This window comes from Azospirillum baldaniorum, from assembly GCF_003119195.2.
Taxonomy (GTDB): domain Bacteria; phylum Pseudomonadota; class Alphaproteobacteria; order Azospirillales; family Azospirillaceae; genus Azospirillum; species Azospirillum baldaniorum.
Genome location: NZ_CP022254.1, coordinates 1,604,731 through 1,630,333 on the forward strand (window position 1 = coordinate 1,604,731; position 25,603 = coordinate 1,630,333).

Annotated in this window: 24 protein-coding genes; 6 read left to right on the forward strand and 18 right to left on the reverse strand. The window is 70.5% G+C overall.

Annotated features, from left to right (window positions below):
* Positions 1-64: 64 nt before the first annotated feature.
* The 3 genes from Sp245p_RS21555 to Sp245p_RS21565 form a co-directional block, all read right to left on the reverse strand.
* On the reverse strand, positions 65-3,526 hold the full coding sequence (locus tag Sp245p_RS21555) for a chromosome segregation SMC family protein (RefSeq protein ID WP_014198350.1): 3,462 nt from the start codon (positions 3,524-3,526) through the stop codon (positions 65-67).
* Positions 3,527-3,551: 25 nt separating this feature from the next.
* Positions 3,552-4,232, reverse strand: coding sequence for a DsbA family protein (locus tag Sp245p_RS21560; RefSeq protein ID WP_244439438.1), 681 nt, complete (start codon positions 4,230-4,232; stop codon positions 3,552-3,554).
* A 108-nt stretch (positions 4,233-4,340) separates the two neighbouring features.
* Positions 4,341-4,820, reverse strand: a complete 480-nt coding sequence (locus Sp245p_RS21565) for a DUF721 domain-containing protein (RefSeq protein WP_014198352.1) — start codon at positions 4,818-4,820, stop codon at positions 4,341-4,343.
* A gap of 128 nt (positions 4,821-4,948) precedes the next feature.
* On the opposite strand from Sp245p_RS21565, the gene mutY reads away from it, so the two are divergent.
* The 3 genes from mutY to Sp245p_RS21580 all read left to right on the forward strand — a co-directional run bounded on the left by mutY (position 4,949) and on the right by Sp245p_RS21580 (position 9,512).
* The gene (gene mutY, locus Sp245p_RS21570) at positions 4,949-6,031 is read left to right on the forward strand and encodes an A/G-specific adenine glycosylase (RefSeq protein WP_014198353.1); all 1,083 of its coding nucleotides are present in this window, start codon (positions 4,949-4,951) and stop codon (positions 6,029-6,031) included.
* Between the two features lie 38 nt (positions 6,032-6,069).
* Positions 6,070-6,831, forward strand: a complete 762-nt coding sequence (locus Sp245p_RS21575; RefSeq protein WP_014198354.1) for a DUF1194 domain-containing protein — start codon at positions 6,070-6,072, stop codon at positions 6,829-6,831.
* Positions 6,832-6,989: 158 nt separating this feature from the next.
* The gene (locus Sp245p_RS21580) at positions 6,990-9,512 is read left to right on the forward strand and encodes an ATP-binding protein (RefSeq protein ID WP_014198356.1); all 2,523 of its coding nucleotides are present in this window, start codon (positions 6,990-6,992) and stop codon (positions 9,510-9,512) included.
* Between the two features lie 4 nt (positions 9,513-9,516).
* Here the strand turns inward: Sp245p_RS21580 and Sp245p_RS21585 are convergent, their stop codons facing one another.
* The 4 genes from Sp245p_RS21585 to Sp245p_RS21600 all read right to left on the reverse strand — a co-directional run bounded on the left by Sp245p_RS21585 (position 9,517) and on the right by Sp245p_RS21600 (position 12,654).
* Positions 9,517-9,900 (reverse strand): dihydroneopterin aldolase, encoded by a 384-nt coding sequence (locus Sp245p_RS21585; protein WP_041812902.1) that lies wholly within the window; start codon positions 9,898-9,900, stop codon positions 9,517-9,519.
* Between the two features lie 133 nt (positions 9,901-10,033).
* The gene (locus Sp245p_RS21590) at positions 10,034-11,119 is read right to left on the reverse strand and encodes a site-specific DNA-methyltransferase (protein ID WP_041812428.1); all 1,086 of its coding nucleotides are present in this window, start codon (positions 11,117-11,119) and stop codon (positions 10,034-10,036) included.
* Between the two features lie 90 nt (positions 11,120-11,209).
* A complete protein-coding gene (locus tag Sp245p_RS21595; RefSeq protein WP_014198359.1) occupies positions 11,210-11,881 on the reverse strand; it encodes a ribonuclease HII in 672 nt (223 codons plus the stop codon).
* Positions 11,878-12,654 (reverse strand): cyclic nucleotide-binding domain-containing protein, encoded by a 777-nt coding sequence (locus Sp245p_RS21600; RefSeq protein WP_052584425.1) that lies wholly within the window; start codon positions 12,652-12,654, stop codon positions 11,878-11,880. The genes Sp245p_RS21595 and Sp245p_RS21600 overlap by 4 nt, the downstream gene beginning before the upstream one ends.
* Positions 12,655-12,823: 169 nt before the next feature.
* Here Sp245p_RS21600 and Sp245p_RS21605 point away from each other — a divergent pair, with 169 nt between their 5' ends.
* Both Sp245p_RS21605 and Sp245p_RS21610 read left to right on the forward strand, forming a co-directional pair.
* Complete coding sequence (locus Sp245p_RS21605) at positions 12,824-13,321, forward strand: YchJ family protein (protein WP_014198361.1); 498 nt, start codon at positions 12,824-12,826, stop codon at positions 13,319-13,321.
* A gap of 243 nt (positions 13,322-13,564) precedes the next feature.
* Positions 13,565-14,143 (forward strand): cold-shock protein, encoded by a 579-nt coding sequence (locus Sp245p_RS21610; protein WP_014198362.1) that lies wholly within the window; start codon positions 13,565-13,567, stop codon positions 14,141-14,143.
* A gap of 202 nt (positions 14,144-14,345) precedes the next feature.
* Here the strand turns inward: Sp245p_RS21610 and Sp245p_RS21615 are convergent, their stop codons facing one another.
* From Sp245p_RS21615 to Sp245p_RS21665, 11 genes are all read right to left on the reverse strand, one after another.
* The gene (locus tag Sp245p_RS21615) at positions 14,346-15,794 is read right to left on the reverse strand and encodes a S41 family peptidase (protein WP_014198363.1); all 1,449 of its coding nucleotides are present in this window, start codon (positions 15,792-15,794) and stop codon (positions 14,346-14,348) included.
* Between the two features lie 317 nt (positions 15,795-16,111).
* Entirely contained in the window at positions 16,112-16,834 is a 723-nt protein-coding gene (locus Sp245p_RS21620) for a sugar transferase (RefSeq protein ID WP_014198364.1), read from the reverse strand.
* Positions 16,835-17,008: 174 nt separating this feature from the next.
* Positions 17,009-18,055 (reverse strand): hydrogenase expression/formation protein HypE, encoded by a 1,047-nt coding sequence (hypE, locus tag Sp245p_RS21625; protein ID WP_041812429.1) that lies wholly within the window; start codon positions 18,053-18,055, stop codon positions 17,009-17,011.
* A gap of 28 nt (positions 18,056-18,083) precedes the next feature.
* Positions 18,084-18,314, reverse strand: coding sequence for a HypC/HybG/HupF family hydrogenase formation chaperone (locus tag Sp245p_RS21630; protein WP_014198366.1), 231 nt, complete (start codon positions 18,312-18,314; stop codon positions 18,084-18,086).
* Positions 18,287-20,566, reverse strand: coding sequence for a carbamoyltransferase HypF (gene hypF, locus Sp245p_RS21635; RefSeq protein ID WP_014198367.1), 2,280 nt, complete (start codon positions 20,564-20,566; stop codon positions 18,287-18,289). The genes Sp245p_RS21630 and hypF overlap by 28 nt, the downstream gene beginning before the upstream one ends.
* Positions 20,563-21,174: a LysE family translocator gene (locus Sp245p_RS21640; protein ID WP_014198368.1), complete on the reverse strand. Its 612-nt coding sequence runs from the start codon at positions 21,172-21,174 to the stop codon at positions 20,563-20,565. The genes hypF and Sp245p_RS21640 overlap by 4 nt, the downstream gene beginning before the upstream one ends.
* Entirely contained in the window at positions 21,171-22,103 is a 933-nt protein-coding gene (gene hypB / locus Sp245p_RS21645) for a hydrogenase nickel incorporation protein HypB (protein ID WP_014198369.1), read from the reverse strand. Before hypB ends, Sp245p_RS21640 begins: the two co-directional genes overlap by 4 nt.
* Positions 22,103-22,444: a hydrogenase maturation nickel metallochaperone HypA gene (gene hypA, locus Sp245p_RS21650; RefSeq protein WP_109138829.1), complete on the reverse strand. Its 342-nt coding sequence runs from the start codon at positions 22,442-22,444 to the stop codon at positions 22,103-22,105. The genes hypB and hypA overlap by 1 nt, the downstream gene beginning before the upstream one ends.
* A 3-nt stretch (positions 22,445-22,447) precedes the next feature.
* A complete protein-coding gene (locus Sp245p_RS21655) occupies positions 22,448-23,632 on the reverse strand; it encodes a nickel-dependent hydrogenase large subunit (RefSeq protein WP_109138830.1) in 1,185 nt (394 codons plus the stop codon).
* Complete coding sequence (gene hybE, locus Sp245p_RS21660) at positions 23,629-24,330, reverse strand: [NiFe]-hydrogenase assembly chaperone HybE (protein ID WP_014198371.1); 702 nt, start codon at positions 24,328-24,330, stop codon at positions 23,629-23,631. The genes Sp245p_RS21655 and hybE overlap by 4 nt, the downstream gene beginning before the upstream one ends.
* Entirely contained in the window at positions 24,327-24,599 is a 273-nt protein-coding gene (locus Sp245p_RS21665) for a HypC/HybG/HupF family hydrogenase formation chaperone (protein WP_014198372.1), read from the reverse strand. The genes hybE and Sp245p_RS21665 overlap by 4 nt, the downstream gene beginning before the upstream one ends.
* Positions 24,600-24,835: 236 nt before the next feature.
* On the opposite strand from Sp245p_RS21665, the gene Sp245p_RS21670 reads away from it, so the two are divergent.
* A complete protein-coding gene (locus Sp245p_RS21670) occupies positions 24,836-25,438 on the forward strand; it encodes a HupE/UreJ family protein (RefSeq protein ID WP_014198374.1) in 603 nt (200 codons plus the stop codon).
* Positions 25,439-25,603: the final 165 nt, after the last annotated feature.

A 25,603-nucleotide genomic window follows, 5' to 3' on the forward strand; every position in this document is an offset into this window, starting at 1 on the left:
TATCTTAGGCGCCCGGGAGGACGGAATGAAGCTGTGAAAGCCTGCGAACGGGAGCTGGAGCCGGTTACGCCGCCCCGCGCAGTTCCTCGGCCTTCTGCAGATCCACGCTGACCAGCTGCGACACGCCCCGCTCCACCATGGTCACGCCGAACAGCCGGTCCACCCGGGCCATGGTCAGGCGGTGGTGGGTGATGATGAGGAAGCGGGTGTTGCCCTCCCGCGCGATGTCCTCAACCAGATCGCAGAAGCGGCCGACATTGGCCTCGTCCAGCGGCGCGTCCACCTCATCCAGCACGCAGATCGGGGCGGGGTTGGAGCGGAAGACGGCGAACAGCAGCGACAGCGCGGTCAGGGCCTGCTCGCCGCCCGACAGCAGCGACAGCACCTGAAGCTTCTTGCCCGGCGGGCTGGCGTAGATCTCAAGCCCGGCCTGCAGCGGGTCCTCGGCGTTGACCAGCTCCAGATGCGCCTTGCCGCCGCCGAACAGGCGGATGAACAGCTCTTGGAAGTTGCGGTTCACCGTGTCGAAGGAGGCGACCAGACGCTCCCGCGCCTCGCGGTTCAGGCTGGCGATGCCCTGGCGCAGGCGGGCGATGGCGCTGACCAGATCCTCGCGCTCGGTCTGCAGCGTGCCGATCTGCGTTTCCAACTCCGCCGCCTCGATCTCGGCGCGCAGATTGACCGGCCCCATGTTCTCCCGCTCGCGGGTCAGCTTGTCGAGGCGCGATTCAACGACGGCCACGTCGGGCATCGCCTCGTCGGCGGGCAGGTCGGCGGCGGCACGGGTCTGCTCGGGGCGGCAGTTCAGCCGCTCGGCGATGCGCTCGGTCAGGGTCTGGCCGTTCTGCAGCGCGGCGGAGACGGCGGCCTCGGCGTGAGCACGGGCCTCGCGGGCGTCGGCCAAGCCGGACTCGGCCTGCTTCAGCAGCTTTTCGGTCTCGGCCAACCGGTTTTCCGCCTCGGCCAGGGCGTCGGCGGCGCGCTTGCGGGCGCGCTCGGCCTCGCTGATCCGGCCGAGCAGGGCCTGCCGGTCGGCCTCGATCGCCGCCGGGCGGCTTTGCAACTGGACGAGGTCGGTTTCGGCGGCGGCGGCGCGCTCCCTCAATTCGGCCACGCGGCCGCCCGCCCCGGCGGAGCGGGTGCCCCAGGAGGCGACGTCCTGCTGGATGGCGGACAAGCGCTGGCGGCGGGACTGCGCCTCGCGGGTCAGGCGGTCCAGCGCGTTCTGTTTTTCGGCCAGGACGGCGCGGTGCTCGGCGAGCGTGGCGCGGCGCTCGTTGACGGCGTCGCGGCCCTCGCGCGGGTCGGGCAGGGCGTCCAGCAGCTCCCGCGCCTCCTCCAGAGCGGCCTCGGCCTCCTGCCGGTCGGTGTCCAGCCGCGCGATGCCATCGACCACGGCCGCCAGCTTCGACGCGGCGGCGTCGGCCTCGCGGGCCAGCTTGGCGTGGCGGTCGCGGGCGGCGGTCACCCCGGCGAAGGCGTCGCGCACCGCGTCGCGGGCGCGGCGGTCGGCCTGGGCGGCCTCCTCGACGGCGCGCTTGGCTTCGTCCAGGGCGTCGCGGGCGACCTCCAGCCGCTCGTCGGCGAGGTCCAGTTCGCCGCGCAGCTCGTTCAGGCGGTTGCGCTGCTTCAGGCGGACGGCGGCGGCGGTCGGCGCGCCGGCCTGAACGGTCAGCCCGTCCCAGCGCCACGCCCCGCCGTCGCGGCTGACCAGGGTCTGGCCGGGCGCGAGACCAGCGGCCAGGGCCGCACCCGCCGCGTCGTCGGCGACCACGCCGATGTGCGACAGGGCGCGGGCGGCGGCGTCCGGTCCCTGGACGTGGGCGGCCAGCGGCTCCGCCCCGGTGGGCAGAGGAGCGGCGGCGTGGTAGGGCGGCAGGGGACGCCAATGGACCGGAGCGGCCTCGTCCAGCGGGGCGGTCAGCGCGTCGCCCAGCGCCGCCGCCAGGGCGCCCTCATAGCCAGGGGCGACGGTCACCGCGTCGACCAGCGGCGGAAACAGGTCGCCCGCCCCGGCGGACAGCAGTTCGGCCAGCGCCTTCTCCTCCGCCTTCAGCTTGGCGCGGGCGGATTCGGCGGTTTGCAGGGCTTCGCGGGCGCGGGCCTGGGCGGGTTCGGCGTCGGTCTTGGCGCGCTCGGCCCGTTCGGCGGCCTCGCGGGCGTCCTCCAGCCGCTGTTCGGCCAGCTCGACGGCCAGTTCGGACTCGGCCACGTCGGCGCGGGCGGCGGTCTCGCGCTCCAGCGCGTCGCGCTGCGCCTGCTGCTCGGCGAGGCGCTTGGCGAGTCCGGAGGCCCGTGTTTCAAAATCAGCGACCTGCCGCTGGGTGGCGGCGCGGCGGGCCTCGTCGGCGGCGGTCTGCTCGGTCAGGCGGGTCAGTTCGCGGTCGAGCGCCTCCACCGCCTCCCGCGCGTCGGCCAGCGCGTCGCGCGCGGCCTCCTCCAGCATCTCCTCGTCGGCCTGGGCTTCGAGGAGCCGGTCGCGCTCGGCCTCCAGCCGGGCCAAGGCGTCGCCGGCGTCGGCGGCCAGAGCCTCCTCGCGGCCGAGGTCGCCGGCGATCTGCTGAAGGCGGGAGAGCAGGGCGCGCTGCTGCTCGGCGACCCGCTTCTCCTCGGCGTCGAGCTGTTCCTTGGCGATGACCAGCCGTTGCAGGGCGGCCGCCGCTGCCGCTTCGGTCTGGCGCTTCTCCGGCAACCCGGCGGCGTCGTCGGTGCGGCGGGTGGTCAGTTGGGTGACCGCCAGCATCAACTCCCGCACCGCGCCCTCGGCCTTGGCAAAGGCGCCGCGGGCGCGCGCCAGCTCGCCTTCATGGGCGATCCAGCGCAGGTGCCAGAGCACCGCCTCCGCCTTGCGGATCTGTTCCGACAGGTTGCGGTAGCGGGCGGCCTGCCGCGCCTGCTTCTTCAGGCTTTGAAGCTGGGTGTCCATGGCCCCGATCACGTCGTCGAGGCGCATGAGGTTGGCTTCGGCCGCCCGCAGCCGCAGCTCCGCCTCGTGCCGGCGGGAGTGCAGGCCGGTGATGCCCGCCGCCTCCTCCAGCAGCATGCGGCGGTCCTGCGGCTTGGCGTTGATGATCTGGCCGACCTTGCCCTGGCTGACCAGCGCCGGGGAGGCAGCGCCCGAGGCGTTGTCGGCGAAGAGGAGCTGGACGTCGCGGGCGCGCACCAGCTTGCCGTTGATGCGGTAGTCGGAGCCGTTGCCGCGCTCGATCCGCCGCGTCACCTCCAGCTCGTCGTGCTCGTTGAAGCCGGCGGGGGCGGTGCGCGTGCGGTTGTCGATGAGGAGGGCGACCTCGCCCAGATTGCGCGCCGGACGATTGGCCGTGCCGCCGAAGATGACATCGTCCATGTCGTCGCCGCGCATCCGCTTGGCGGAGGTTTCCCCCATCACCCAGCGCAGCGCCTCCACCAGATTCGACTTGCCGCAGCCGTTGGGGCCGACGATGCCGGTCATGCCCGGCTCGATCACCAGATCGGTGGCGTCGACGAACGACTTGAAGCCGGACAGGCGGAGGCGCGTGAAGTGCACGGGATCGAAGCCTTCTGCCCGGTCCTTACTTCACCAGCTTGTCGATGGCGGCGGCGAAGGTCTCGAAGGACTGCGCGCCGCTGATGGTGGCCGCGCCCTCGTTGAGGACGAAGGTCGGGGTGGCCTCCACCTTGTACTTGTCCTGGCCGACCAGCCGGCTCTGCAGGATGCCGTCGGCCAGCGCCTGGTTGGCCATGCAGGCGTTGATGACCTGCTCGCTCATGCCGGCGAGCTTGCCGTACTGGGCCAGCGCCTTGACCGGGTCGGCGGCACGGCTCCACTGGCCCTGGCTCTTGAACAGCACGTCGAGCAGCGGGTAGTAGCGCTCCGCCGGGGCGCAGCGGGCCAGCATGGAGGCGCGCAGCGCCGCCTGATCGAAGGGGAAGTCGCGGAAGATCAGCTTCGCCTTGCCGGTGTCGATGTAGGCTTCCTTGATCTTCGGCAGCGTCTCGGTGTGGAAGGCGGCGCAGTGCGGGCAGGTCATCGACGAATAGTCGAGGATCGTCACCGGCGCGTTGGGGTTGCCGAGCACCCGGTCCGCCAGCAGGTCGGCGGTCGAGGCCGCCGGGGCCTGCGCCATTTGCACGGGCGGCTGCACCGGCAGAGTCTGCCCGTTCGACGGCCGGGAGCCGGCAACGGCGAGCCCGATGATCAGCGTCATGCCGACCGCGATCAGAGCAACGATGCCCAAAAGGTTGCGGTTCACTTTGGCCTCATCCCTACCAGATGTTGATGGTATAATCGAAACTCCCCTTTTGCGGCAAGAGTATGGCCCAGCCCGAGCCGGCTCCCGCCCCAAGGGATCGCATGATGGCTAGCGGCGGCGCGGCGCCGGACGCGGGCGGGCCAGCAGCGACCGCCCGAAGCGCTCCAGCGTGGCCCGCAATTCCTCGTCCTCCACCGTGGCGGTGGTGGTCATCACCGACAACTCTTCGTCCATGGTCAGGTCGCGCGGGCGCACCGTCGGCTTCTGGATGGTCAGCGGGGCGGCGTGGATCAGCTTGATCTTCGCCACCGCGCGGTAGCCGAAGAAGCTGTTGATCCGCTCCACGATCTGCGGTTCCAGATGCTGAAGCTCCAGCGCGATGGCGCCCATGGCGCGGATGTGCAGGACGGCGTCCTCCCGCTTGCCGCGCGGGAAACTCAGCTTGTCGGGGGCGGTGCGCAGGCTCAACTGGTGGCCGACGATGGACGGCCAGTCGTTGATGAGCGAGCCGAAGGCCAGCCCGCGCTTGCCCAGCGCCTTGCCGGCCACCTCGGGGACGGTCTGGCCGATTCGCCGCGGTCCGTTCATGTCAGGGTTTCCTGGTGATGGTCCGCGCACCCTAGCGCAAGCGGGCCGGACTTCGCCAGCGCCCCCGCGGGTGCTCCTTTATCGGCAGACCTTTATCGGCGTCCCGGTTCGCCCTATGTCTTGCCGCCATGACGACGCCTTCCCACACCGCCCCAAAGAGCGCCCCCAGCGACGCCGCCCCACGGCTGCTCTCCTGGTACGATCACAACCGCCGCGACCTGCCCTGGCGCGCCAAGCCGGGGGAGGTCGCCGACCCCTACCGGGTCTGGCTGTCGGAGATCATGCTGCAGCAGACCACGGTGCCCGCCGCCGCACCCTATTTCCGCGCCTTCACGGAGCGCTGGCCGACGGTGCGCGACCTTGCGGCGGCGCCGCTGGACGATGTGCTGGTGGCCTGGGCGGGGCTCGGCTACTACGCGCGGGCGCGCAACCTGTACAAATGCGCGCAGGTTGTGGCGTCGGAGCGGGCGGGGCGCTTCCCCGACAAGGAAGTGGCTTTGCTGGAGTTGCCGGGCATCGGCGCTTATACCGCGGCGGCGATCACTGCCATCGCCTTCGGCCACAAGGCGACGGTGGTGGACGGCAATGTGGAACGGGTGGTCTCCCGCGTGTTCGCCGTCGAGGAACCGCTTCCCGGCGTGAAGCCCAAGCTGCGCGCGCTGGCCGCCCTGCTGACGCCGGACGAGCGGCCCGGCGACTACGCCCAGGCGATGATGGACCTCGGCGCAACGGTCTGCACGCCGCGCAAGCCGAAATGCATGCTCTGCCCCTGGTCGGACTGGTGCGCCGCCCGCGCTGCCGGCATCCAGGAGCAGCTTCCCCGCAAGGCCGCCAAGGCGGACAAGCCGACCCGGCGCGGCGTTGCCTTCTGGCTGCTGAACCCGGAGGGGGCCGTGCTGCTGCGCCGCCGGGCGGAGGAGGGGCTGCTGGGCGGGATGACCGAAGTGCCCTCCACCCCCTGGGCCGGCCACGCGCCGACCGATGCCGAGATCGCGGCGGCGGCGCCGCTGGATTTGTCCTGGCGCCGCCTGCCGGGCGTGGTTCGCCATACTTTCAGCCATTTTCACCTCGACCTTGAGGTCGTCGCGGCCAAGGCCGGCGACGGCTGGCGGATGGCCGAGGGGCTGTGGGTTCCGGTGGACCGGCTGGGCGGGCAGGCCCTCCCTTCCGTCATGATGAAGGTGGTGCGCCACGCCCTGGCTCACGCGTAAACGGGGCGCACGCGTAAACGGAAGGTGGATGGAGCGAGATGAGGCGGCGGACGATCCTGGCCCTGCCGGCCTTCCTGGCCGGCGCGTGGCTTGCCAGGCCCCTGCGGGCAGAACCGCCCCTGCGGGCTGAGATCAAGGCGAAGAAGGCTCCGGCACCCGCCGGGCATCGCGTCGCCCTTGAACTGGTTCTGGCGGTGGACGGGTCGGCCTCCATCACCGATGGGGACCTGGAATTCCAGTTGCAGGGCCACGCCGCGGCCTTCCGCGATCCGGACGTCAGCGACGCGGTGACCGCGGGCGGAGCCGCAGCGACCCTGGTGGTCTTCTCCGGCCCGCACAGCCTGCGCGTGCTGGTGCCGTGGACTTCCCTGACCAGCACGGAGGAGGTCGCCGCCTTCGCGGAGCGGATCGACAAGGCGCCGCGCGGTTTCCAGGGGGATTCCACGGCGCTGGGCAGCGCCATCGACGAATCGGCGAAGCTGTTCGCCGGCAACGGCTTCGACGCCGCGCGCAAGGTCATCGACATTGTGTCGAACGGCTTTTCCAACAGCGGTCCGGACCCCGCGGGTGTGCGCGACCGGGTCGAGCGGCAGGGGATTACCATCAACGCCCTGGCCATCCTCGACGAGTTTCCGTGGCTGGAAGAGTATTATCAGGAGAATGTCGTCGGCGGCATGAATTGCTTCGTGAAGACGGCAATGGACCGCAGCAGCTTCGTCGAAGCGCTCCGGCAAAAACTCATCCAGGAAATCGCCGCTCTTCCTGCACCGCGCTCGGTTATCGCCGCAGCTAATTTTTGAGCAATGCCGCTCAACGGCGCTGAATTTTGGAAAATCGTCTGGAGGAATGAGGCCAAATCGGGCTACTTTACCGTTGCTTGCAAAACTCCATTCATGCGCATCGCTTGAGGTGTTTTTTTGTGCGGGTGGCGTCCTGGGCGATGCTCTGGAGCGGTGGGATGGACAATCGAAAGCCGGTGGGGCCGGGCGACATCGCGGTAGCGGACATCGTGGCGGCGGCCGGCGCGGCGGTCACCGCGAGCGCCGTCGCCCATGGCGCGGCTCCCCCTTCCAACGGTCCCTCTGGCGACGTTCCAACGGTTGGGGCGGTCAACCGCTCCGGGGGCAAGCCCCGTCTGCAGGCTGTGGCGATGATGCTGGCCGCCGTCGTCGTCCTGGTGCTGGGGACTTTGACGGCGGTGGTCGGGTCGGCCTTCCTCGGCATCGTCGGCATCGCGGAGGAGGCCCGCAACGCCACCATGCCGCGCGCCGGCGCGCAGCACCGCGACGCCCTGACCGCCGCCGAGCTGAGCCGGCTGGCCGAGGTGATCCTCAACAGCCGGGACCACGCCCGCCGCGCCGCCGCCCTGGACGAGGCGGAGGCGTTGGCCGGCCGGTTCGCCCTGGTGGTCGATGCCGATGTCTTGGACAAGCTCGACCGTGCGCTGAGCGCCGTGCGGCGCAGCAACCATCGCGCCGACCTGATCGACTCGCTGTCCGCCAGCATCCGCGAGCAGTTGGCCGGGGTCGACGACGCGCTGGCCGGCGCCACCGCGCTGCTGGCGGAGCCGGACAAGGCGGTCCAGGACTATGCCTTCCTCAGCAACCTGTATCATCTGCGCCGGCTCTACGGGCAGGCGGCGGCCGGCGAAACGGCGGAGCAACTCGCGCTGCTGGACAGCGAGGTCATGGGGCTGCTGCGCAACCAGCAAGCCTTGCTGGACAGCCTCTCCAGCATGAGGACGGGGCCGGCGGCCCAGCCCAACCGGCTTGCCATTCTTCTGGACCGGTTCGCGGCGGCGCGCACGGTGATCGACCTGCAACGCGGGCGCCTGTCCGTGCTGGCGCAGGTCCGGCAGGACGGCGACCTCGTCTATCGCCAACTGAAGACACTGGCCGACAGCCTGTCCAGCGACGCCGCCGCGACCACCCTGCTGATGACGGACCGCATCGTTGCCGATGGCTGGCGCGGGTTGTGGACCGGGGTGGCGGGCATCGCTGCGGCCATCCTGCTGTTGGGCATCGTGACGGCGCTGCTGCGCCGCCATGTGGTGGCTCCGGTCCTGCGGGTCAGCGACACGCTGCACATCTTGCAGAGGAGCCCGCAGACGGTGGCCCTGCCGCCGGCCTCGCTGGAGGAATTCGACCGCATCGGCAATGCGGTGGAACGGTTTGCCGAGGCGATCGGCGCGCTGCACCGCCAGTCCGCGGCTTTGCGGGCGAGCGAAGGGCGGCTGAACGTCATTCTGCAGTCCTCGCCCTTTCCCATCGTCATCGTACGGGGCAGCGATGGGCGCATCCTGTTCGCGAACGCTTCCGCCGCGGAGCTTCTGGAAACCACGGGCGCCGCCCTGCTGGAGCGCGCGATGCCGGATTTCCTGGAGGCTTCGGCCGATTGGCAGGGATTCGCCGACGGCGTGTTCCGCCGCGGACGGCGGCCGGATGTCGAGACACGGCTGAGAACCGCTGAAGGGCGTCCCTTCTGGGGTGTGTTGTCGGCGATGGCGATGGATCACGACGGTGTGGAGTCGCTCTTCGTGACTCTTCACGACATCTCCGCTCGCAAATACGCCGAAAAGGCGCTGGTCGCCGCGAAGGAGGAGGCGGAGCGTGCGCTGCGCGACCTCCGGCGGACCCAAAGGAGCCTCGTCCAGGCGGAGAAGCTGGCCTCGCTGGGTGCACTGGTGGCCGGAGTGGCGCACGAGATCAACACGCCCGTGGGAATCGGCGTGACCGCCGCCAGCCACCTTGCCGAGCAGGCGCGGCAGTTCAGGACCGGCTTGGCGGATGGACAACTGCGCCGCCGCGATCTGGAGGAGTTCGTGGACCGGATCGAGGAGGGGACCTCCATCGTCCTGGGCAATCTGGAGCGGGCCTGCGCGCTGGTGCAGAGCTTCAAGCAGGTGGCCGTGGACCAGACGTCGGAGGCGCGGCGGCCGTTCGAACTGCGCGGCTACCTGGACGGCGTGCTCGGCAGCCTGGCTCCGCAGTTGAAAGGCACCGGGTATCGGGTGACCCTGGACTGTCCGGACGGGCTGATCATGGACAGCTATCCAGGCGCCCTGTCGCAGGTCGTGTCGAATCTGGTCATCAACGCGCTGCTGCACGCCTTCCGGCCCGGCGTGCCGGGGACCATTGCCATCACCATCTACATCACCGCTGACACCGGCGGTCCGTCCTCCGCCGGTGCGGCGAGCGTCGTGCTGGACGTCGCCGACGACGGCCGCGGCATTCCGCCGGACCAGATCGAGCGTATTTTCGAGCCCTTCTTCACCACGCGCCGCGCCGAAGGCGGCAGCGGGCTCGGCCTGCACATCGTCTACAACATCGTCACGGGTACACTCGGCGGGCGCATCGCCGTGGCGTCGCAACCGGGGGCCGGCTGCCGCTTCACCATCCACCTGCCGCTGACCGCCTCACCCATGGCGCCGCCCGCCGTCACCGCCGGCCGCGTGACGGTGGAGGAGACGGAACCCGCCTGACGGGTCAGGCGCGGACGCGCTCGATCTCGACGCCGACGCTGGCGGCGTCCGGGAACACGTCCAGCTTTTCAACCCGCACCTTGACGCTGGCGATCCGTTCGTCGGACAGGCAGCGTTCGGCGATCCGTTCGGCCAGTGTTTCGATCAGGGTGACGTGGCCCTGGCTGACCAATCCCTTCACCACCGCCGCCATATCCTCGCCGGTGACGCCGGGGGCGACAACGTCCAGGTCGAGGCTCAGACGGATGCGCTGCGGCTTGATGCGTTCGTGGGCATAGACGCCGATCAGCGCATCCATGACCAGATCGCGCACGAAGCAACGGGTGGAAAGCGCCGCCGGGGCCGAACGGGGCGCCGGAGCGGTGACGGTGGCGAAGAGCTTGTTCATGGCGGACACGCCTATCACGCCGTCCCCGTCCTGCCAAGGCATGCGGGCGGCGCTCGATGAGGGGCTCCAATGCCGAACTTGCGGGAACGGGGCGGCGTGAACGGCCGCTCCGCCTCCAGTCCGGCGCCGGGGATCAGGCGGAGGCTTCGGAACGGATGCGCTCGCGCAGCACGTCGATGGGGCGCAGGTCGCCGCCGTCCTCGTAGTGCCAGAAGGTCCAGCCGTTGCAGGCCGGCAGCCCGGCCATGGCGGCCCCCACCTGATGAATCGAGCCACGATGCTCGCCGCGCGGGCCGGCCCCGATCAGCGTGCCGTCGGCGCGCACGCGGGCGACCACGCGGCGGCGCAGGTCGAACAGCGACGTGCCGGGGCGCAGCAGGCCGCGCTCCACCACCCAGCCGAAGGGGATGCGCGGGGCCGACCGCTTCGGCGGCGTGTCCAGGACGGCGGCGTCGGGCGCCTCCTCCACCGCCTCGATGCGGGCGGTCGCCGCCTTGGCGTAGGTCGGGTCGCGCTCCAGCCCGATCCAGTTGCGACCGAGCCGCTTCGCCACCGCACCCGTGGTGCCCGTGCCGAAGAAGGGATCCAGCACCGTGTCGCCGGGACGGGAGGAGGACAGGATGACGCGGTAGAGAAGCGATTCCGGCTTCTGCGTCGGGTGGGCCTTCCGGCCGTCCTCGTCGCGCAGGCGCTCCGCGCCGTTGCAGATCGGCAGCAGCCAGTCGCTGCGCATCTGCAAATCGTCGTTCAGCGCCTTCATGGCGTCGTAGTTGAAGCGGTAGCGGGCGTCCTTCTCGCGCGAGGCCCAGATCATGGTCTCATGCGCGTTGGCGAAGCGCGTGCCGCGGAAGTTCGGCATCGGGTTGGTCTTGCGCCACACGATGTCGTTCAGAATCCAGAAGCCCAGATTCTGCAGCGTGGCGCCGACACGGAAGATGTTGTGGTAGCTGCCGATCACCCACAACGATCCCTCGGGCTTCAGGATGCGGCGGGCCGCGGCGAGCCAGTCCCGCGTGAAGCGGTCGTAGGTCTCGAAATCCTCGAACTTGTCCCAGTCCTCTTCCACTCCGTCAACACGCGAGTGGTTCGGGCGCAAGAGTTCGCCCCCCAGCTGGAGGTTATAAGGCGGATCGGCAAAGACAAGGTCCACCGATTCAGCCGGCATTTCATTCATGAGGGCGATGCAATCGCCCACGAGAATTTTGTTCAGGGGGAGCATTGACGAAACCAAAACAGCGAATCAGTCGTTGGGACAATGATTCGCCGCCGAGTCGCCGTCAACTGATTTCTTGCCCCGGAATCGCGGCGGTCAGCCGGCCCGCTCGATTTGGGCGCGGACTGGTGCAAAAGTGACTCGGTGGTGGGGCGTCACGCCGTGGCGGCGCAGCGCCTCCAGATGCTCCGGCGTCGGGTAGCCGGCGTTGCGGTCCCAGCCGTACTGCGGGTGAAGCTCCGCCAGCCGCATCATCTCGCGGTCGCGCGCCACCTTGGCGACGATGGAGGCGGCGGCGATCGACTGGCTGCGCCCGTCGCCCTTGACGATGGCCTCCATCAGGCAGGACAGGTCGGGCTTGAACTTGCCGTCGATCAGCGCGACGGCGGGCGGCTCGCCGGGCAGCGCCTCGTAGGCGCGCTTCATGGCCAGCAGCGTGGCCTTGTGGATGTTGAGGTCGTCGATCTCCGCCGCGGACGCTTCGGCCAGTGCGACGGCCAGGGCGTGGGCGCGGATCTCCGGCTCCAGCGCCTCGCGGGCGCGCAGGCTCAGCGCCTTGCTGTCGTTGATGGCGCGGGCCAGCGCGTCGGGCAGGCCGCCCGCCGGAAGCACCACGGCGGCGGTGACCACGGGGCCGGCGAGCGGGCCGCGCCCCACCTCGTCGATGCCGCAGACCAGCCGCCCCTGGCCCAAGGCGATCTCGAAGGACAGATCGGGCTGCGGGCGGGGAACCTTGACGCGGACGGCTTTGGTGGTCTTGGGAGTCATGGAGAGTCGGTTCTTGCGGGTTCGGCGTGGTGGCGCAGGAGCCGTCCGCCGGACAGCTGTTCGATGTAGATGCGCGTCAGCGAGCGCAGGATGGGCGGCATCGTCTCGATGGCCTTGGCGAACTGGTCCTTGCGGATGATTTCGCAGACCGTGGCCTCCAGCGCAACGGCGGTGGCGGCGCGCGGCCGGTTGGCGAGGAGGGCCAGTTCCCCGAAGATGCGTCCCGGCCCCAGCACGCCGAGGTCGGTCCCGTCGCGCCGAACGCCGACCGAGCCGGACTGGATGAGGTAGGCCGCCGTTCCGGCGTCCCCCTGGCGGAAGAAGCTGTGGCCGTGGCGGAACATGCGGCGGTCGGCCACCGTGGCGAAGGAATCGGAGGAGCGGATGGCGGAGCCGCCCTCCTGCCGCTCGGGCTGGGACAGGCCGTAGCTGCGGCGGATCGCGGCGACGAGGCTTTCCAGCAGGTAGGAGGTCAGCGGCGGGCAGCGGCCGCGCAGCGCGCGGAAGGTGTCGCGCGACAGTTCCACCGCCTCGACGGGCGTCAGGGCGCGCACCGTGGCGCTGCGCAGCCCGTCGTCCAGCAGCGCCATCTCCCCGACGATGGCGTTGGCACCGACGGTGCCCAGGCGGCGCGGGCCGTCCGGGCCGTCCAGCAGAACCTCCAACTCGCCCGACTGGATCAGCCACGCGCAATCCCCGGCTTCGCCCTGGCGGATCAGCACGGTGCCGGCGGCGATGCGCCGCGTGGGAAGGTCGGGTCCGCTTCTGGTCATCACCGGTTCCATCGCTCCGGGTCGGGCGCCCCTGTTCTGTACAGATTAGCGCGAATGCCGGTCCGGTTCAGGCGAATTTCCCGTGGCCAATATTGTGGTGGCGGTGAGGCTTGGCGGAGGGCGCCGGCTGCGCTATGCATGGCGCCCTCAAATCGAGAGGCCGGAAGTCATGACCACCACCGCCACCACCGAATGCCCCTGCCGCTCCGGCAAGCCCCTGGACGCCTGCTGCGGCCCCTATCTGGACGGCAGCGCGCCGGCGCCCACCGCCGAAGCCCTGATGCGGTCGCGCTATTCGGCCTTCGCCTGCGGGAAGATCGACTATCTGCAGGAGACGCTGCTGCCGGAGACCCGCGAGGACTTCGACCGCAAGGAGATCGAGACCTGGGCCGCCAACAGCCAGTGGACCGGCCTGGAAGTCCGCGCCACCGAAGCCGGCGGGGCGCAGGACGAGGACGGCGTGGTCGAGTTCGTCGCCCACTTCACCATGAACGGCAAGCCGCAGAAGCATCACGAGACCAGCCGCTTCACCAGGCGGGACGGCCGCTGGTACTATGTGGACGGCACGCTGGGCGCCCGTCCGCGCAGCGGCCCCAAGGTCGGGCGGAACGATCCCTGCTCCTGCGGCAGCGGCAAGAAGTACAAGAAGTGCTGCGGGGCGGCCTGACGGCCCAGTCTTGATGGGGCGGTCTTGAGCGCCCGGACTTGACCGGCAATCCGCCGATTCTCGCAGCAATTGCGATATTTTTGGTCGCCCGGTGACCGCCGGGCGGTCTTCGGCCGGGTTTTTGCCGAATCTTTCTTTCCGACGCGCGCGATCTCAATTGAAAAGCGCGGCGGAACGGATCATCTTCGGGGGGCCATGTTCCGCCGGTTGGGGCATGGCCTATCACGACAGATGAGACCACGTATGTTCGACCGTCCGCAGCGCAACAGCTTCCGCGCTCCCGAGATCACCCAGCGCAACATCCGCGCCACCGTCAAGTGGTTCAACGCGACCAAGGGCTTCGGCTTCGTCACGCCCGAAGACGGTTCGCCGGATGCCTTCCTGCATTCCACGGTTCTGCAGTTCTGCGGACACGACAGCCTGCCCGAGGGTGCCACCATCACCTGTGACCTGTCCCGCGGCCCGAAGGGCCCGCAGGTCGCCACCATCCACGACGTCGACACCTCGACCGCCAGCGAGTCCCCGCGCCCGGCGGCGCGCGCTCCGCGCAGCGACAGCTACGGCGGTGGCTACGGCGGTGGCAGCAGCTACGGCGGTGGCGCCGGCGGCGCCGAGGAGACGGTCGACGGCACCGTGAAGTGGTTCAACGTGTCGAAGGGCTTCGGCTTCATCGCTCCGTCGACCGGCGGCAAGGACATCTTCGTCCACATCCGCGCTCTGGAGCGTTCGGGCCTGGACGTGCTCGCCGACGGCGAGCAGGTGCGGGTCACCGTCCGCCAGGGCGTCAAGGGTCCGGAAGCGCAGCGCGTCGAAGTGGTCTGACGTCGAACAGCCGGGTGTGAGGGGGCGGGGCGGACCCATCCCCGCACGCCCGGTCGCGGAAGCAGCACCATTCCCTTCGCCGTCACGATCCGCCCATAGGGTCTGAAACGGTGCGCGGGGCACAAAGAAAAAGCCCGCCGTTCCAATGGAGCGGCGGGCTTTTTTGTTTGATCCCGTTTTGCTTGGGCCTGGGGGAGGGGCTTTACGGCCGCCCGATCAGCGTGCCCATCAGGCGGGTGCGGATGGCGGCGACGGCGCAGTCCAGCGGGCGGTCGGCGTCGGCCTTCGACGGGGCCGCGGCCACGTCCGGGCACAGATCCTCGATCCGCCAGGCGCGCGGCGGCGGCGGCGGGGTGGCGTGCGGGTCGCAGGTCGCCGGGTCGGGATGCGTTTCCTCGCTGTTGTCGTTGGCCGGCTTGATCTCCAAATTCGGCGACACGCCGAAGCAGTCGACCAGCCCGCCCGACGGGCGGAAGTAGCGCGCGGTGGTCAGGCGGATGCCGATGTCGCCGGACAGCGACGAGATGGTCTGTACCGAGCCCTTGCCGTAGCTGCGCGTGCCGAACAGCAGCGCCCGGCTGTGGTCCTGAAGGGCGCCCGCCACGATCTCCGACGCCGAGGCCGACCCGCTGTTGATCAGCAGAACGATGGGCAGCCCGGCCAGCAGATCGCCCGGCGTGCCGGTATAGCGGCGGTTCTCGTCCGGGTCGCGGCCGCGCACCGACACGATGTCCACCGCCTCCAGGAAGCGGTCGGCGACGTTCACCGCCTGATCGAGCAGGCCGCCGGGGTTGTTGCGCAGATCCAGCACCGCGCCGGCCAGCCGGCCATGGGCCTGCCGGCGCATCTCCTCCACCGCATCGTCCAGAGCGTGGGAGGTCTGCTGGTTGAAGGCGGCGATGCGGATGTAGGCGACGTCGCCCTCCAGCCGGTAGCGCACGGGCTGGATCTTCACGATGGCGCGGGTCAGCGACACGCGGAAGGGAGCGTCGGGACCGCCGTTCCCGCTGTTGCCGCCGTTGCGCCGCATGGTCAGGGCGACGGAGGTGCCGACCGGGCCGCGCATGCGGGCCACCGCGTCGCGCAGGTTCATGCCCTTGACCTGCGCCTCGTCGATGCGGGCGATCAGGTCACCGGTGCGCAGCCCGGCGCGGGAGGCGGGGGAGCCGTCGATGGGCGACACGACGCGGATCAGGCCGCTGTCCTCGTCCATCGTCACCTCGATGCCCAGCCCGCCGAACTCGCCCTGGGTCTGCTCCCGCATGTAGCGGAAATGCTCCGAGTCGAGGAAAGCCGAGTAGGGATCGAGGGAGGTCAGCATCGCGTCCAGCGCCGCCTCGGTCAGCGTCCGGTCGGTGGCCCCCGGTTCCTCCTTCTTCTTCTTCTGGAGGCCGGCGACGGCCTTTTCGACCAGAACCTGCGGCGTGCCCGGCTTCACATGTTCGGCCAGCACGCGGCGCAGGACGTCGGAGAAGAGGAGATAGTTGCGGTCCGCCGGAGAGGGGAGGCTGGAGGTGCCCTTGGCCTTCGCGAATTCCTGCCGGTAATGCTCCAGCGCGATGCTGGTGTCGGCGCGGGAGGCGGGCACCACCGCGCAGGCGGGTCCCATCGCCACCATCAGCAGCAACAGCGCCGCCAGCAGTTTCGCCATCCTGCGCCCCTCTTGACTGACCGGCCCAGCCGGCGGAATCAAAGCCATCAACGCGACTGCAAGCCTTATTGTACCAGGGGTTTCGCCTGTCGGACGCCCAAGGCCGGTGCATCTGTGCTTTTGTACGGCGGAGCATGGCCTTTCGGCCGGTCCCGCCGGTCGTCCATTCGCAACCTAGCACGTTGACCGGGCAATCTCAAATCCTGCCCCCTGGTGCCGCGGGGCCCGCCGCCTCGCCCAGGATAGGATATGTGTCTCTGCCCGCCGCGCCGCCACTCTCCGGGCGAGGGAGGGCAGCGGCGCGGGGATTCTACGCCTTAATAGGCACCTTTTCCGCTGAGCATCACGCCGACCGTGCGCAGCAGGATGCGGATGTCGCCCCACAGGCTCCAGCCCAGCAGATAGGCGGTGTCGAGCTGGACGCGCCGGCCATAGTCCACGTCGTTGCGGCCGCTGACCTGCCACAGTCCGGTCAGGCCGGGCCGACAGCGCGTGTAGAAGGGGAAGCAGACGTGATAGCGCGTCACCTCCTCCTGCACGATGGGGCGCGGGCCGACCAGACTCATGTCGCCGGTCAGGACGTTGAAGAGCTGCGGCAGCTCGTCGAGGCTGGTGCGGCGCAGGAAACGGCCGATCCAGGTGATGCGGGGATCGTTGCGCAGCTTGCGCGTGGCCTCCCACTCGGCGCGGGCCTCCGGATCGGATTCGATCAGCTTCTCGAAGACCTCCGGTGCGTTGACGACCATGGAGCGAAACTTCCAGCAGGTGAAGTCCCGGCCCTCCGTCCCGATGCGCCGGTGGCCGAACACCGCGGGGCCGCCGTCCAGCGTGATGAGGAGCCCGACGATCAGCATCAGCGGTCCGAAGAACAGAATCAGCCCGACCGCCCCCACGAGGTCGAAGGCCCGTTTCACCCGGTTGCGGTGCAGCGGTTCCGTGGCCGGCAGGCGCGCGACCAACTCCGCGGCGGACGCCGTGCCGGCGAGCGTCGCCGGCTCCAGCGGTGCAGCACCCAACTGGATGGACTGCGGAATACCCATCGATCCCCCGTACTCACAATTCGGCTGGCGGAAACACGACCGCCTTCCGGGGGAGGCAACGCGTGAGGCGCGTCCGGGGTCCCCCGGCTGGGCCGATCCACCGCAGTTCCATTGCGGTACGCCGGGTGGTGGGGATAGGGCCGGCGGGGTGCCTCTTTCGGCGGAAGCGAGGACTCAGCAGATGCGTGGAAGCTGTTCGCCGGACAGCCAGTCGACGATGCGCTTGCCGCCAAAGCGCGTTTCCATCTGCACGAAACGGTGCGAGTCCTCGACCACAGTCCCGACGACCGCGGCCTCGGCTCCCAGAGGATGGGCCCGCATGGCCTCCAGGAGGCGCGCGGAGTCCTCGGCCGCGCAGATGGCGATCAGCTTGCCCTCGTTGGCGACGTACAGCGGGTCGAGCCCGAGCAGTTCGCAGGCGGCTGCGACCTCGGCCTTCAGCGGGATGTCCGCCTCGCGCAGCAGCATGCCGACGCCCGACTGGTGGGCGACCTCGTTCAGCGTCGTCGCCAGACCGCCGCGGGTCGGGTCGCGCAGGACATGCACATCCGGCACCGCCGCGACCATGCCGGCGACCAGCCCATGGAGTGCTGCGCTGTCCGACCGGATGTCCGTTTCGAAGCTCAGATTCTCGCGGGTGGACATGATGGCGACGCCGTGGTCGCCCATGGTGCCGCTGACCAGGATCGCGTCGCCGGGCCGCGCCCGCTCGCCGGACGGGGCGACGCCGGGGGGCACCACGCCGATGCCAGTGGTGGTGATGAAGACACCGTCGCCCTTGCCGCGCTCCACCACCTTGGTGTCGCCGGTCACGATGGACACGCCGGCCTCTCGCGCGGCATGGGCCATGCTGTCGACCAGCCGCTTCAGGTCGGCCAGCGGGAAACCTTCCTCCAGGATGAAGCCGGCGGTCAGATAGAGCGGCACCGCGCCGGCCATGGCGACGTCGTTCACCGTGCCGTGCACGGCCAGCGACCCGATGTCGCCGCCGGGAAAGAACAGGGGCGAGACGACGAAGCCGTCGGTCGTCACCACCATGCGCCCGGCGGGCGCGTCGAAGGCCGCCTGGTCATTGCCCTGGTCGAGCAGCGGGTTGGCGAAGGCGGCGGCGAACAGCTCCCGCACCATTTGGGCCATGGCCTTGCCGCCCGATCCGTGGCTCATGTCCACGGTGCCGCGGGCGAGATCGAGCTTGCGGGTGAAGAGACGGCGGTCGGTCATGGCGGGGTCCACAAAATCAGGCGGCGGATCAGGCGGCGGGCATCAAGGTGCCGGTTTCGGCGAGCAGGGCGAGTGTGCGCTCCGCCTCCTCCGGGTCGAGCCTGGACAGGGCGTAGCCGACATGGACGATCACGTAGTCGCCCACCGCCACCCCCTCGACCAGCGCCAGGGAGCAGGCGACCTTCACCCCGCCCAGGCTGACGGTGGCGCGGTCGTCCTCCAGAAGCTCGATCACGCGGGCGGGAACGGCGAGGCACATGGGGGCGGTCCTTCCTCAAGCAAGCTCTGCATGGCGACCCAGGCCTGTCCCAGGCTGAGCCCGCCGTCGTTGGCCGGCGCCCGACGCGGCAGCAGCGCGGTGACGCCGCGCGCCGCGAAGCCGGCGCTCAGCCCCTCCGCCAGCACGGCGTTCATCAGGCAGCCGCCGGACAGGGCGATGCGCTCGAAACCGCGAGCCGTCAGTTCCGGCATGGCCCAGGCGACCAGCGCCGCGGCCAGGGTGCCATGGAACCGGTCGGCCCCCTCCTGCGCATTGATCTGCAACAAACTTTCCAGAAGGGGCGTGAGGTCCAGCACGCCGCCGTCGATCCGCCAGCCGCCGTCCAGCACCGTGGGGCGGAGCACCAGCGATTCCAGGGCCATCGGCGCCTCGCCCTCGAAGCCGGCGCCCCCGGGGCTGAAGGCACGGACTCCCAGCAGCCCGCAGGCGGCGTCGAACCAGCGCCCGCAGGAACTGGTCGGCGGTGCGTTGACGCCGGCCTCGATCATCCGCCGCACGCCGTCCGCTGGGCCGCAGGCGGCGAAGCGCCCGGCGATCTCCGCGCCGCGTCCCATGCGGGCCAGCGCCGCCGCCGCCATGCGCCAGGGCTGACGCGCCGCCACGTCGCCGCCCGGCTGGGCCAGCGGCGCCAGATGGCCGAGGCGGGTGAAGCCGGCGCCCTCCGCCAGCAGCATTTCCCCGCCCCAGGACCCGCCGTCCGCTCCCAGCCCGAACCCGTCCAGCGCCAGCCCCAGCGCCGGGCCGTTCACACCGTGTTCGGCCAGAACGGCGGCGATGTGGGCGTGATGATGCTGCACCGGCAGCGTCGGCAGGCCGAGCGATTCGGCGAAGCGGGTGCCCTGGAAATCCGGGTGCAGGTCGTGGGCGACGGCGACCGGCTCCACCGCCAGGATGCGGCGCAGGTGGGCGACGCTCTCCTCAAGGAACGCCAGAGTTGCGGCGTTGTCGAGGTCGCCGATGTGCTGGCTGAGGAAGGCCTCGTCGCAGCGGGTCAGGCAGACGGTGGCCTTCTGGTGCCCGCCGACCGCCAGCACCGACGGTCCGGCGCGCGGCAGGCGGATGGGCACCGGCACATGGCCGCGCCCCCGCCGCAGGACGACCGGCGCGCCCGCCACCACCCGCATCACGCTGTCGTCGGCGCGGATCAGGATGTCGCGGTCGTGGTCGACGATCAGGTCGGCGATGCCGTCCAGCCGTCGCCGCGCCTCGTCGTTGCCGATGGCGAGCGGCTCGCCGCCGGGGTTGGCAGAGGTCATGACCAGGGCGAGATCCTGCGGCCGCTCCAGCCACGCTGTGCCGTCCGGGCGGCCGGCGGCCTCGTGGAACAGCAGATGATGGATCGGCGTGTAGGGCAGCATGATTCCCAGCCAGGCGAGGCCGGAGGCGATGGCGTCGGGAAGGGGCGGGGCGCCATCCCGCCGCCGCAGCAGCACGATGGGTCGCGCCACACCCTCCAGCAACGCCCGTTCCGCCGCTCCGACCTCCCCGAACCGCTCGGCGGAGGCGGCGTTGGCGACCATCAGGGCGAAGGGCTTGCCGTTGCGCTGTTTGCGGGCGCGCAACCGCTCCACCGCCGCCGCGTCGAACGCGTCGCAGGCGAGGTGGGAGCCGCCCAACCCCTTGATGGCGACGATCCGTCCGCCGCGCAATGCGGCCAGCATTTCCTTGATGGAATGGGACAGACGTGGGCCGCAGGCCGGGCAGGCGGTCGGCTGGGCGTGGAAGCGGCGGTCGGCGGGGTCGGCGTATTCGGCGGCGCAATCCGGGCAGAGCGGAAAACCCGCCATGGCGGTCTGCGGCCGGTCGTAGGGCAGGGCGCGCGTGATGGTGAAGCGCGGGCCGCAATGGGTGCAGTTGAGGAAGGGATAACGGTAGCGCCGGTCCGCCGGGTCGAACAGTTCGGCCAGACAGGCCGGGCAGACGGCGGCGTCGGGAGCGACCCCGGTGGTCACCGCTCCGCGCCGCGAGGCCAGGATGGCGAAGCCCGTCTCATCGGGCCGAGCGGGAATCGCGTCCGTTTCGATCGCGTCGATCCGCGCCAGCGGCGGGGCGTCCTCCGCGAGCGCCGTCAAAAAGCGCTCCAGAGCATCGCCCTGCACCTCCGCCAGCACCCCGGCCCCGTCGTTCAGCACCCAGCCGGTCAGGGCGAGGCGGTGCGCCAACCCATGCAGGAAGGGCCGGAAGCCAACCCCCTGCACCTGCCCGCGGACCCGGAGGCGAAGCCGTTTCACCGCGCGGCGACCGCCACGCCCGCGCCGATCATCAACGTGCCGGCGCCCTGGTTCAGCGCCTTCATGGCCCGCTCGCTGCGGAACAGATGACGGGCGCGCGACGCCGCCATGGCGTAGGTCAGCAGGACGGCGCTCAACACGCCCACCACGATGCCGGCCATCAGCACGGCGTCGATGGCGGAGACGCGGGTGAGATCCACGAAGGCCGGGAGAAAGGCCATGTAGAACAGGATGGTCTTCGGGTTGGAAAGGGTCAGGGCCAACCCGCTCGCAAAGCCTCGCAACTGTGCGCTTTCGGCCTCCGGAAGGTCTCCATTAAAGGTGACGGGAGCGCGCCACGTGCGGATACCCAGCCAGATCAGGTAACCAGCGGCGGCGAAGCGCAGCAGCGTGAACAGTTCCTCGAAGGCGTGGGCGACGGCGGCCAGCCCGCCGAGGGCGAGCGCCAGCAGCACGAGGTCGCCCACCACCATTCCGGCGAGGAAGCCCAGATTGCGCCGCCATCCCAGGGCGAGGGAACGGGCGACCACGGCGAAGATGCCGGGTCCGGGGGTGGCCATGAAATACAGGCAGGCCCCGGCCACCAGGAGGAAGTCGGCGGGGCTCATGCTCCGCGTTCCGCCACCGCTTTCGCAAGCCCCTCCTCGATCCAGTCGTACCAGTCCTCAAGCCCCTGGCCGGCGGTCGCGGAGACCTCGATCACGCGCAGGTCGGGGTTGAGTTGGCGGGCATAGGCGATCATGCGCGCCACGTCGAAGGTCAGGTGGGGCAGCAGATCGACCTTGTTGACCAGGAGCAAATCGGCGCCGGCGAACATCGCCGGGTACTTCAGGGGCTTGTCCTCCCCTTCCGTCACCGAAAGAACGACGACCTTGTGCGCCTCGCCGAGGTCGAAACCGGCCGGGCAGACGAGGTTGCCGACATTCTCAATGAACAGGACGCTGCCGGTCTCCACCGGCAGGCGCCCCACCGCCTGGGTGACCATCTGGGCGTCGAGGTGACAGCCCTTGCCGGTGTTGACCTGGATGGCCGGCGTGCCGGTGGCGCGGATGCGGTCGGCGTCGAAGCTGGTCTGCTGGTCGCCCTCGATCACCGCCATCGGGAAGCGCCCCTTCAGGTCGGTCAGCGTGCGGGTCAGCAGGGTCGTCTTGCCCGAACCGGGGCTGGACATCAGGTTCAGCACGAACACGCCCTTCGCCGCGAACAGCTGGCGGTTCACCGCGGCGAAGCTGTCGTTCTTGGCGAGGATGTCCTGTTCGATGGCGACCAGCCGGGTCTGCGACATTCCCGGAACCTCCGTCCCCGCCGGACCGCGGCCGAGGTCGATGGTGCCGTGGTCATGCCCATGGCCATGATCGTCGCCGTGCGTGTGCCGGTAGACCTTGCCGTCCGGGCCGACATGTTCGTGGCTGTGGTCATGGTGATGGTGATCATGATCGTGATGGTCATGATCGTGACCATGGTGGTGGTGATGGCCGTGCGCGTGGCCGGCTTCGATTTTCGTTTCGCCTTCGGCGCAGCCGCAGACCGTGCACATCACTCCACCTCCAGTTCCTTGACGCGCATTTCCTCGCCGCCGGTCACCATCAGCTGGTGGCCGCCGCAGTCCGGGCAGGGGGCCGACCGTTCGGGCAGCGGGACCGGTTTCTCGCAGGACAGGCAGAAGGCCTGACCCGGCGGGCGTTCGATGTCCAGGACGGCGCCCTCCGCGATGGTGCCGCGGCTGACCGCGTCGAAGCCGAAGGCGATGGCCTGCGGTTCGACGTGGGACAGGGTGCCGATGACCAGCCGCACCGTCTTCACCGTCGTGAATCCCTGGGCCGCGGCCTGGTCGCGGATCACGTCGATGATGCCCTGGCTGAGCGCCAGTTCGTGCATGGGTCAATCCTCGTCCTGAATCGTGATGGTGGAGGCCACACAGGGATCGAGTGCGGCCACCAGCAGGCCGGTGCGCTCAGCGAGAGCCGCGTCGGTCGCGGTGCCGTCCAAGCCCTGGGCCAGAGGTCCGTCCGCGGCGAAATTCCATTCGGTCGGCGCTGCGATGCGGTAATCGGCGATGCGACTATCCTCAAGCCGCAGCCAGTGGGCGAGGCGCCCGCGGGCTGTCTCCATGACGCCGCTTCCCGCGCCGCGCCGCGTGGCGCCGGTGTCCGGAGCCGGTTCGGCGTCGTCGAGGCGGTCCGCCCAGGATGCCAAGCGCTCCGCCACCCCCGCCAGCTCCACCAGCCGGGCGGCGGCGTGGGCGGCGAGGCCGGAGCCGTGCCGGGCCAGCAACGCGGCGACCAGCGGATGCGCGGTCCGGCGGGCCAGCGGGCCGGTGTGGGCCGGGGCGCCGTTCTGTCGGGGGTTCTCGGAAAAAGCGGCGTCGGCGGACAGCCGCTCCCCGAACCAGCCTGCCGGATACGGCTCCAGCGCCGGCACGCCGCAGGCGCCGAAACCCGCTATGCCCGGCGTCAGGAGGCGGCGCATCAGCCGGGCCGCGGGAGTCGCACCGGCATCGGCCCAGCGCTCCAGTTCCGCCTTGTCGGTGGGAGCCGGGCCGGCGAAGACGGTGCGCTCCACCCCCTCGCGCAACGCCGCGATGGCGGCGGTCAGGGTGGCGCGGTCGGGCCGCAGCGAGCCGCCGCCGAGGCGCAGCCCGTCGCGGGCCGGGTAGAGCGCGGGATGGATCGCCGCCGCCGCGCTGCGCAGGCCCGCCAATTCCCTGGGCTGCGGCGCTTCGCCCAGCCGTGCCGGCCAGTCCATCAGCACCTGCCACGCGTGGTTCGTCGCGGCTTCCGCCTCGGCCAGCAGGGCGCGGGCGGCGGTGTGCGGACGGGCGTCGAGGCCGAGCGCATCCTCCAGAGCCTCAAGCGCGGCCAGCGACTGGGCGGTGCCGCACAGGCTGAACAGCAGCGGCACGAGGCGCATCGCCTCGTCGGGCGTCCGTCCGCACAGCGCGCGGGCGACGACGGGACGGCGAACCCGCACCGACACGGCGCGCACCCGCCCGCCGGCGGTCCGCAACCGCACCGACACGCTGCCCTCCAGCCCGGCGCCTTCCAGCCCGGCGCCCGTCCTGCTCATCGGCGCGCTCTCCCGAACAGGGAGCGGCGGGACAGGGCGGGCTTGGTCTCCTCCCTGTGGCTTGCGTCCGGCTGATCGGACTGCGGCGCCGGCTGCGGCTCCCGCATCAGATGATCGAGCGCCAGAACGGCGGCGGCGCGGGCGTCCTCCTGATCGGTGAACACGTTCATGGCCGAGGCGAGCGGGATCACTGCCAGCGTTCCCAGGAGGCCCACCCGCGCCGCGGTGAAGCGGTAGGCGCCGGAGGGCAGCTCGATCTCCACTTTGTCGCCGTCGCGCCGCTCCGCCCACCGGGCCGGATCGCGCGGGATCAGCACGGCGTTGAGGAACCAGGGGGCGATGACGCAGCCGATCCAGCCCGTCCCATGGGGGCGGAATCCCAGCGCCTCCACCGCCAGGGCGGCGTTGCAGATGGGAACGCCGGCCATGTCGCGCTCCGCGATCAGGCGGTAGCTGGCGGTCAGCGCGGCGACGCGCCCCCCCATCGCATCGCCGCCGGGCAGGGCCATGACGATGAAACCATGCTGCGGGCCGTGGCAACCCGGGCAGCGCCAATAGTCGGGCAGACCACCGAAGGGCGTTCCCGGCGGCACGTCCCTCCCCGGATCGCCCGCCGCGGCGTCGTAGACCGCGCCGCAGGACCCGCAGGCGGGGCGCGCGTCGGCGGCGAAGCCCGCCTCGGGGCCGCCGGGGGTCATGCGGTCGCCTTTTCCATGAGGTCGGCGAACAGGTGGTCCACATTCTCCCCCTTGGCGGCCAGAAGGATGGCGTCGAGCGCGCGGTTCAGCGGCTCCACCTCATCGACCTCCAACGGGCGGACGGCGCGGTCGAGATGGACGAGGACCCAGCTGCCTTCCGGCACCTCGTCGATCAGCATGACGTTGACGCTCCGCTCCTCGCCCCGGCCGGCGCAGCGCGCGGTGAAGCCGTCGGTCTCCAGAACCTGCATCGGAATGCCGAGACACATGCGCGCGCCCTCACGCGGGGAAGCCGGTTCATCGAGATGATGTCCGTTCAACTGCGGCATCTTGACCGGGGGTTGAATCCGCACATTGATGTGCGTCAAACATGCGGTCCGACGCAATTTCATGGCGCTCCGCCATTTCCAATCGGAACGGTTCTGCTAAAGTGGCGACCGCTTCGCGCGCGATGGGGTAGGGGTCGGTCGTGCGCCGCTCAACGATACAGCAGGGGTTTTCACGGATGAAACGTTTCGCTCTCGCGTCGGCCACCGCGGCGGCGGCCCTGGCGGCGCTGCCCAACGCGGCGCTTGCCCACACCTTCGGCGCCCATGACGCCGGGCTCGTCCATGGCTTCCTGCACCCGGTCGGCGGCTGGGATCACCTGCTGGCCATGGTCGCCGTCGGCCTGTGGGCCGCGCAGCGCGGCGGCAAGGCCCTGTGGGCGCTGCCGATGGCCTTCGTCGGCGCGATGATCGGCGGCGGCCTGCTGGGTCTGGCCGGCATCGGCCTGCCGCAGGTCGAGCTTGGCATCGTCCTGTCCGTGGTCGCCCTGGGCGCCCTGATCGCCCTGCAGTCCCGCCTGCCGCTGCTGGCCTCCGCCGGTGTGGTCGCCCTGTTCGCCGTGTTCCACGGCCACGCCCACGGCGCCGAGATGCCGGAGGCGGCGCAGCCGCTGCTCTACGGCCTGGGCTTCGCCCTGTCCACCGCGCTGCTGCACGGTGCGGGGATCGGCGCCGCCCTGTCGCTGCGCCGTCTGGTCGAGGGTCGCAAGGGCGCCCTGGCGCTGCGCGGCACGGGTGCCGTGGTCGGTCTGGCCGGCGTGGCGCTGCTCGCGCTGGGCTGATCGCCAGACGGACGATAGGGGCGGGCGGCAAGACGCCCGATCCAAGGGAAGGCCCGGCGGAACGGTTCGCCGGGCTTTTTTTGTGCGTTTTCTCGAAAATTTCACAAAAATGCGTTCTTTTTTCTGATGTCTCCCCAGGCTGCGGCCCATATATTTGGTTGCCGT